Here is a 7,711-nt window from a genome sequence, read left to right on the forward strand (position 1 = left end):
ATCACCGCCCTGACCCGCAAGTACGGCGAGACGGTCGAGGACGTCCTGACGTGGGCCCAGGAGGGCTCGCTGCGGCTCCTCGACCTCGACGACACCGACGGCCGCATCGCCGAGCTGCGCTCCGAGCAGGGGCGGCTGCGTGCGGAGCTCGCCGAGGCCGGCACACGCCTGTCCGAGGCCCGGAAGGTCGCGGCCGGGTCGCTCGGGACGCAGGTGAGCGCCGAGCTCACCCAGCTCGCGATGCCGCACGCGGTCGTCACCGTCGCCGTCGCCCAGCACCAGGTGGCCGAGCCGGAGCGCCCGACGCCCGGCGTGCTGCGGGTGGGCGACACGTGGCTGCGCGCCACGGCCAGCGGGCTCGACGAGGTCGAGTTCCTGCTGGCCGCCAACACCGGCAGCGACCCGCGGCCCCTCCACAAGGGGGCCTCGGGCGGTGAATTGTCTCGCGTGATGCTCGCCCTGGAGGTGAGCCTCGCGGAGTCCAACCCGGTCCCGACCTTCGTGTTCGACGAGGTCGACGCCGGTGTGGGCGGCAAGGCCGCGATCGAGATCGGGCGCCGGCTGGCGGTGCTGGCCAGGCGGGCCCAGGTGCTCGTGGTGACCCACCTCCCGCAGGTCGCGGCGTACGCCGACCGGCATGTCGTCGTGCACAAGCAGAGCGACGGGACCGTCACCACGTCCGGCCTCGTCGTCCTCGACGACACGGCTCGGGAGAAGGAGCTGTCCCGGATGCTCGCCGGCGTCGAGGAGTCCGACGCGGCGCGGGCCCACGCCCGGGAGCTGCTCGACACCGCCGCCCCCGCCCGCGCCGGCGCCTGCGCCTGAGCAGTGACCCGGCTCACCCGGTCGGCCTGACACGCCGCGCCCGGCGTCCCGCGAGGCGCCGCCCCCGGCTGACACCATGAGCCGGTCATGAGGATCACCACGCGGCAACGCTCCGCCCCCGCCCTGCCGGGCCTGTCCGGCACCGCCCGCGTCGACCGTCGTACCGCCCACCTGCTCACGCGGGTGCGTCCCGGCGACATCGTCGTCGTCGATCACCAGGACATGGACCGCTCGACCGCCCAGGCGCTCGTCGACGCCGGGGTCGGCGCCGTCCTCAACGTCTCGCCGATGATCTCGGGGCGCTATCCCAACCTCGGCCCGCAGGTCCTGGCCGCGGCCGGTGTCGTCGTCGTCGACGGCTGCGGCGCGGAGGCGCTGACGGCCGTCAAGGACGGGGCGCGCGTCCGGCTCCACGAGGGCGTCCTGCACGTCGACGACCGCCAGGTCGCCGCCGGACGCGAGGTCGACCTGGACCTCGTCGAGACCGAGATGGAGTCCGCCCGGCTCGGGCTGCGTGCCCAGCTGGAGAGCTTCACCCACAACAGCACCGAGTTCCTCCGGCGCGAGCAGGACCTGCTGCTCCACGGCCGGGGTGTCCCGCGGACCGCCACCGAGCTGGCTGACCGCCCGGTCGTCGTGGTCGTCCGGGGGCACGACTGGGAGCAGGAGCTCGCCGGGATCAAGCCCTTCATCAAGGAGCAGAAGCCGGTTCTCATCGGGGTCGACCTGGGCGCCGACGCGCTGCGCGACGCAGGTCACCAGCCCGACATCGTGGTGGCCAGCGCCACCTCCGACGACCTCCCCTCGCTCGAGGTGCTCCGCAAGGCCACCGACGTCATCGCCCTCGTCGAGCGGGGCGCCACCCGCGCGGCCACCGAGCGCCTGGACCGCTCCGGGATCCGCCCGCTGCGGTTCGAGACCGGGGCGACCACCGAGGACGCGGCCCTGGTTCTCGCCGACACCGGACGGGCGAGCCTCATCGTGGGCGTGGGCATGCACGCCACCCTGGACGACTTCCTCGACCGCCGGCGTGCCGGCCTCGCCAGCACGTACCTGACCCGCCTCAAGGTGGGCCCCCGCCTCGTCGACGCCGCTGCGGTTCCGCGGCTCTACGACGGCGCGGTGCGCCCCCGGCACCTGCTCGCCCTGGCCCTGGCCGGACTGGTGGCCCTCGGGGCCGCCATCGGGGTGACCCCCGTGGGCCAGGAGTGGGCCGACGCCATCGCCACCGCCGCCGGTCCCACCACCACAGACCTGATCGACAGCCTGCAAGGACTCTTCCGTTGATGACGTTCCGCCAGCACCTGACCACTCTCGTGGCCCTCTTCGTGGCCCTCGCCGTGGGCATCGTCCTCGGCGGGGGGCTGCTCTCCGACGTCACCGAGGCCGCCCCCACCGAGGTGAGCCCCGCGAGCGAGCAGACGCCCCAGGCGGCGTACGCCGAGAGCTTCACCGGCGCGGTCGCGCCGGCGCTCGTGGCCGGGAGGCTGGCCGAGCGCTCCGTCGCCCTGGTGACCGTGCCCGGATCCGACGAGCAGGTCGTCACTGCCCTCTCCGAGCAGGTCGCGGCCGCCGGCGGCACCGTGTCGGCGCGCTACGACCTCACCGAGACCATGGTCGGACCCGACCAGAAGACGCTCGTCGACACCCTCGGAAGCCAGCTGATGACCCAGCAGAAGGACGCCATCGCGGCCGACGCGACGACGTACGACCGGATCGGCCAGCTGATGGGCCTCGCGGTCGCCACCACCACGCCCGAGGGCGAGGCCACGAACGGCAAGGGACGGGCGATCCTCGAGAGCCTCACCGGTGCCGACCTGGTGACCTCACCGGGCGAGGTCGACCGGCGGGCGCCGCTCGTGCTGGTGGTCCTGGGCGACGAGCCGGCCGYCGAGGGCGGTGACGCGATCCTCTCGGGCATCGTGACCGGTCTCGACCGGGCCGCGGCGGGCGTCGTGGTCGTCGGTGACACCGGCGACGGTGGCGAGGGACAGCTCGGCCGGCTGCGTGCCGAGCCGGTCTCGGCCCAGGTCGCGACCGTCGACGGGGTCGACACGGCCGCCGGCCGGGTGACCGCCGTGCTGGCCCTGGCTCGGGCACTCGCCACCCCCGGCGGATCCTTCGGTGTGTCCGGTGCCGACGGCCCGGTCCCGCTCGGGTAGGCTAGAACCCCGTGAAGAACCGGACGCCGACCAAGCACGTATTCGTGACCGGAGGCGTCGCCTCCTCGCTCGGCAAGGGGCTCACCGCCTCGAGCCTGGGAGCGCTGCTCAAGTCGCGCGGTCTGCGCGTCACGATGCAGAAGCTCGACCCCTACCTGAACGTCGACCCGGGGACGATGAACCCGTTCCAGCACGGCGAGGTCTTCGTGACCGACGACGGTGCCGAGACGGACCTCGACATCGGCCACTACGAGCGGTTCCTCGACACGAACCTCAACCAGATCGCCAACGTGACGACGGGGCAGGTCTACTCCTCGGTCATCGCCAAGGAACGTCGCGGCGACTACCTCGGCGACACGGTCCAGGTCATCCCGCACATCACCAACGAGATCAAGGACCGCATCCTCGCCATGGGTGGCGAGGACATCGACGTCGTGATCACCGAGGTCGGCGGCACGGTCGGCGACATCGAGTCGCTGCCCTTCCTCGAGGCGGCCCGCCAGACCCGGCACGAGATCGGCCGGGAGAACTGCTTCTTCATCCACGTCTCGCTGGTGCCCTACATCGGCCCGTCGGGAGAGCTGAAGACCAAGCCCACCCAGCACTCGGTCGCCGCGCTGCGCTCCATCGGCATCCAGCCCGACGCCATCGTCTGCCGGGCCGACCGGGACCTGCCCGAGGGCATCAAGCGCAAGATCGCGCTCATGTGCGACGTCGACGACGAGGCGGTCGTCACCTGCGCCGACGCGCCGTCGATCTACGACATCCCCAAGGTGCTGCACCGTGAAGGCCTGGACGCCTACGTCGTACGTCGCCTGGACCTGCCGTTCCGTGACGTCGACTGGACGGTGTGGGACGACCTGCTGCGCCGCGTGCACCACCCGCAGGAGGAGGTGACGGTCGCGCTCGTGGGCAAGTACATCGACCTGCCCGACGCCTACCTCTCCGTCGGCGAGGCGCTGCGCGCCGGGGGCTTCGCCCACGAGGCCAAGGTGAACATCCGCTGGATCGCCTCCGACGAGTGCCAGACCCACGAGGGCGCCCACAAGCACCTGCACGACGTGGACGCGGTCTGCGTCCCCGGCGGCTTCGGCATCCGCGGCCTTGAGGGCAAGCTCGGCGCCCTCACCTACGCCCGCACCAACGGCATCCCAACCCTGGGCCTGTGCCTGGGCCTGCAGTGCATGGTCATCGAGTACGCCCGCACCGTCGCCGGCATCGAGGGCGCTGCCTCCACCGAGTTCGACCCCGACACCGCCGCCCCGGTCATCTCGACGATCGAGGAGCAGAAGCAGTACGTCGAGGGCGCGGGCGACCTGGGCGGCACCATGCGGCTGGGCCTCCAGCCCGCCGAGCTGACGCCCGGCAGCGTCGTGCGTGCGACCTACGGCGCCGACCGCGTCGAGGAGCGGCACCGCCACCGCTACGAGTTCAACGACGCCTACCGCGGACAGCTCGAAGGGGCCGGGCTGGTCTTCTCCGGCCGCAACCCCGACAACGGGCTCGTCGAGTTCGTCGAGCTGCCGGCCGACGTGCACCCCTACTACGTGGCCACCCAGGCGCACCCCGAGCTGCGCTCGCGCCCGACCCGGCCGCACCCGCTCTTCGCCGGGCTCGTGGGCGCGGCGATCGAGCGTCAGCGGGAGCTGCGGTTCCCGATCGATGAGGAGCTGCGTCGCATCGACGCCGACGAGGAGGTACCCGCCCCGTAGTCGGGGCGGGCACCTGTCCCAGAGCCGTTGGGCCAGAGCCGTTGGGCCAGAGCTGACGGGCCAGAGCTGACGGGCCAGAGCTGACGGGCTAGAGCTGACGGGCCTGCAGGATCCGTGTCTGCACGAACGTGTTGGACGCGAGCTGGTTGCGTGCGTAGGCGCTGAGCGACCGGTCCTCGGACGCGACCCGTGCAGCCTCCAGGAACTTCTCGTCGCCCACGCCCAGCGGGTACATCGCCCGGATGACCAGGCCCTGGTTGAGCAGGCCACCCTTGAGCGTGCGCAGCTCCTCGAGGTAGCGCATCGCGAACGGGGCCAGCAGGTCGCTCTGACCGGGACGCCAGAAGGTGGCGCCCAGCACCAGGGTCTCGCGGCTGGCGGGGACGCTGTAGTCGACGAAGAAGGCGTCCCACACCTCCTGCTTGGACTCCAGGTCGGGCCGCGCAGCCAGCACGTTGAGCCGTYGGGTGCGCGCGTCCGGGTCGGGATCGGAGTCCAGCAGGCGCTGCACCGCGTCGGCGTCGTAGTCGCCGAGCTCGGCCCGGCGCACGGCGATGCGCCACGCGAGGTCGGTGTCGCCAGCGGCTCCGGCGGCCTCGTCGAGGACCCGCCAGTGGGCCTCCGTGGACGCCGAGGCGGCCAGTGAGCGCAACGCCGGCTGGCGGTGCGCCTCGGAGTCCGCGAGCGCCATCGCCGCGTCGGCGAAGGCCGCCAGCAGGGCCGGGGCCTCGTCCCGGGGCGCCCACCGGTCGGCGAACTGCATGCCCATGGCGAGGAACGCCTCGACCAGCGCCGGGCTGGTCTCGGAGGCGAGGCCGCGGGTCATGGCGCCCGCCGCGACCCGCGGGGCCAGCTCGCCGAGCAGCAGCAGCTGGGAGGCGGTGCCAACCACCAGGGCCCGCGACAGCGGGTCGGGCAGGTCCGCGACGTGCTCGAACATCAGCCGGCGCGACTCCTCGTCGGGCCGGACGGCCGCGAAGGTGAGGTCGCCGGCGTTGACCAGCCGCAGCGCGCCGTCCGGGAGGTCGACCGCGACCTCGGGCGTGGTGAGGACGACCGGCGTGGTGCCGGTGGCCTCCAGCCCGCCGTCGACGACGGCGTACGAGGCGATGTCGACGCGGTGCGGCCGCGGCGGCTCGGCGTCGGGGGAGAGGGCCGTCAGGACGCCGTCCTCGAGGCTGAGGACGTCGGTGCCGGCCCGGTCCAGCCACGCGCGGGTCCAGTCACCCAGGTCGCGGCCGGCGGCCTCGCCGAAGGCCGTCATCAGGTCGGAGAGCACCGTGTTGCCCCACGAGTGGCGCGCGAAGTAGGCCTGGAGCCCGGCGACGAACGCGTCCTCGCCGATGAAGGCCGCGAGCTGGTGGAGCACGCCCTGGCCCTTGACGTAGGTGATCGCGTCGAAGTTGGCCATCGCCTCCGACACGTCGGCGACCTCGCCGCGGATGGGGTGCGCGGCCGGTCCCATGTCCATCTCGTAGGCGGTGCGCTTGAAGAGGGCCAGGAAGCTCGACCAGATCTCGGTGAACTCGCTGGCGTTGGCCAGGCCCCAGTTGGCCGCCCAGGACGCGAAGGCCTCGTTGAGCCACAGGTCGTCCCACCAGCGCATCGTCACCAGGTCGCCGAACCACATGTGCGCCATCTCGTGGAAGACGAACTCGGCGCGCACCTGGCGCTGCTGGTGGGTGGGCGGCGTGCGGAACAGCTGGGCGTCGCCGTACGTGACGCAGCCCCAGTTCTCCATGGCCCCGCCGAGGTTGGGCACGAAGACCTGGTCGTAGCGCTCCTGCGGGAACGGGACGCCGAACTTCTCACCGAAGAACGCCAGCCCCTGACGGGTCAGCGTCACCAGCTCCTCGAGGTCGCGCTCGAGGTGCGGACGCAGTGACTGGCGGCAGTAGAAGCCGAGGTCGTAGCCGTCGTGCTGCTGGCGGACCTCGTGGAACGGACCGGCGTTGACGACCACGACGTACGTCGACAGGGGCGGCGTGTCGGGGAAGCGCCAGACCCGCACGTCGCCGGCGTCGGCTGCGTCGACGGAGTCGGGCGCGGAGTTGGAGGTGACGGTCCAGGCGGCAGGCGCCAGGACGGTGAAGCGGTGCGGTGCCTTGAGGTCGGGCTGGTCGAAGCAGGCCCACAGGCGTCGGGCCTCGTCGGTCTCCAGGCTCGTCCAGACGTACACCAGCTGGTCGGTCGGGTCGACGGTGCGCAGGATGCCCTCGCCCGAGGCGGTGTTGGTGGTGTCGGCCTCGACGACGAGCACGTTGTGCGCGGCCAGGTCGGGGAGCGGGAGCCGGCCGTCGGCGGCGGTGGACACGTCGAGGTCGACGCCGTTGAGGGTCGCGGACCGGACGTCGGCCGCGATGTCCACGAAGGTCGAGGCACCGGGGGAGGAGCAGGTGAACGTCACCGTGCTGGTCGAGGCGAAGCGCTCGCCGTCCAGCAGGTCGGACATGTCGACGTCGATGTCGTACCGCTCGACGGAGAGCATCGAGGATCGGCTCGCTGCCTCGTCGCGGGTCAGGCTCAGGAGGGTCATGAGCCGACCGTATAGCGTCGTCCCCATGATCTCCGAGGATCGTCACGAGGATCGTCACGAGGCCGCACCTCCGGACGCCGTCCTTGCCGACCGGCCCGCCGCCTGGCCCGTCCACGAGTCGCGCGACCTGCACCGCGACGACTGGATCGTCGCCCTCCGCGAGGACGTGGTCGCCCGCCCGGGTCACCCCGACGACCGGTTCCGCCGACTCTCCCTCGAGCACCCCGGTGCCGTGGTGGTGCTGGCCRTGGACGACGACGAGCGGGTGCTGTGCCTGCGGCAGTACCGCCACACCAACGGCCAGGACTTCGTCGAGCTGCCCGCCGGGCTCCGGGACGCCGGTGACGAGCCCGCCGTCGAGACCGCCCGGCGCGAGCTGCGCGAGGAGGCGGAGCTCGCCGCGACGTCGTGGCAGCGCCTCCTGTCGACGTACGCGAGTGCTGGCATCACCGAGGAGGTCCACGAGATCTTCCTGG

5 protein-coding genes and 1 pseudogene are annotated in these 7,711 nt (G+C 72.5%); 5 read left to right on the forward strand and 1 reads right to left on the reverse strand.

The genetic code is table 11. The features are described from left to right. The 4 genes and pseudogenes from ACXJKL_RS09465 to ACXJKL_RS09480 all read left to right on the forward strand — a co-directional run. Window positions 1–825, forward strand: a pseudogene (locus ACXJKL_RS09465) (DNA repair protein RecN); the annotation flags it as partial. Between the two features lie 87 nt (window positions 826–912). Next, a complete protein-coding gene (steA, locus tag ACXJKL_RS09470; protein WP_457206811.1) occupies window positions 913–2,112 on the forward strand; it encodes a putative cytokinetic ring protein SteA in 1,200 nt (399 codons plus the stop codon). Beyond that, window positions 2,112–2,987 carry a copper transporter gene (locus ACXJKL_RS09475; protein ID WP_457206812.1) on the forward strand — a complete coding sequence of 292 codons (876 nt, stop codon included), beginning with the start codon at window positions 2,112–2,114 and terminating at the stop codon, window positions 2,985–2,987. The genes steA and ACXJKL_RS09475 overlap by 1 nt, the downstream gene beginning before the upstream one ends. 11 nt (window positions 2,988–2,998) lie before the next feature. Then, the gene (locus ACXJKL_RS09480) at window positions 2,999–4,699 is read left to right on the forward strand and encodes a CTP synthase (RefSeq protein WP_457206813.1); all 1,701 of its coding nucleotides are present in this window, start codon (window positions 2,999–3,001) and stop codon (window positions 4,697–4,699) included. An 88-nt stretch (window positions 4,700–4,787) separates the two neighbouring features. On the opposite strand, the gene pepN is transcribed toward ACXJKL_RS09480, so the two are convergent. Continuing rightward, a complete protein-coding gene (gene pepN / locus ACXJKL_RS09485) occupies window positions 4,788–7,235 on the reverse strand; it encodes an aminopeptidase N (protein ID WP_457206814.1) in 2,448 nt (815 codons plus the stop codon). 25 nt (window positions 7,236–7,260) lie between these two features. Between pepN and ACXJKL_RS09490 the strand changes: the two genes are divergently transcribed. Beyond that, window positions 7,261–7,711, forward strand: a 451-nt coding sequence (locus tag ACXJKL_RS09490; RefSeq protein WP_457206815.1) for an NUDIX domain-containing protein, incomplete at its 3' end; no start/stop codon positions are given.

The organism is Nocardioides sp. P5_C9_2, assembly GCF_054049555.1.

What these genes read in the sequence shown, in the direction of transcription:
- steA (WP_457206811.1), top strand. Translation starts at nt 913, where the DNA reads ATGAGGATCACCACGCGGCAACGCTCCGCCCCCGCCCTGCCGGGCCTG.